This is a genomic window from Neisseria sp. P0021.S007, assembly GCF_051956855.1.
Window position 1 is genome coordinate 1 of the sequence record NZ_JBQCXA010000777.1, and the last position, 602, is coordinate 602.

Consider the following 602-nt stretch of genomic DNA (forward strand, 5'->3'; position numbering starts at 1 on the left):
GGGCATATTGAATCAGTTGTCGAATCGGCTGTTGAAACTGTCAGTGAAACCGTCGAGCAGGTTCGGGAAGCTTTGACCGAAACGCCGTCTGAAACAGTTGAAAAAGTGGAAGAACACGTTGAAGCGGCAAAAGAAGCGGCTGTTGAAACCGTCAGCGAGGCTGTTGAACAGGTTCAAGAAGCTGTTGCCGAGATGCCGTCTGAAGCGGCTGAGGCTGTTGAGGAAGCAGCAGAACAAGCTGAGGCGGCAAAAGAAGCGGCTGTTGAAACCGTCAGCGAGGCTGTTGAACAGGTTCAAGAAGCCGTTGCCGAGATGCCGTCTGAAGTAGCTGAGGCTGCTGAAGAAGTAGCAGAACAGGCTGAGGCGGCAAAAGAAGCAGCAGGACAGGCCGAAGCGGGCAAAGAAGAAGCTGTTGAGGCAGTTAGCGAGACTGTTGAGCAAGCTCAAGAAGCCGTTGCGGAAACACCGGCTGAAGCCCCTGCTCCGGTGGAAGAACCCAAGCTCAGTTGGGCTGCGCGTTTGAAACAAGGCTTGACCAAATCACGCGATAAAATGGCGAAATCGCTGGCCGGCGTGTTTGGTGGCGGACAAATCGACGAGGA

At 54.2% G+C, this 602-nt stretch carries 1 pseudogene; it reads left to right on the top strand.

The window, feature by feature from the left end:
* Positions 1–6: 6 nt before the first annotated feature.
* Positions 7–602, top strand: a pseudogene (locus tag ACTHUR_RS15905) (signal recognition particle-docking protein FtsY); the annotation flags it as partial.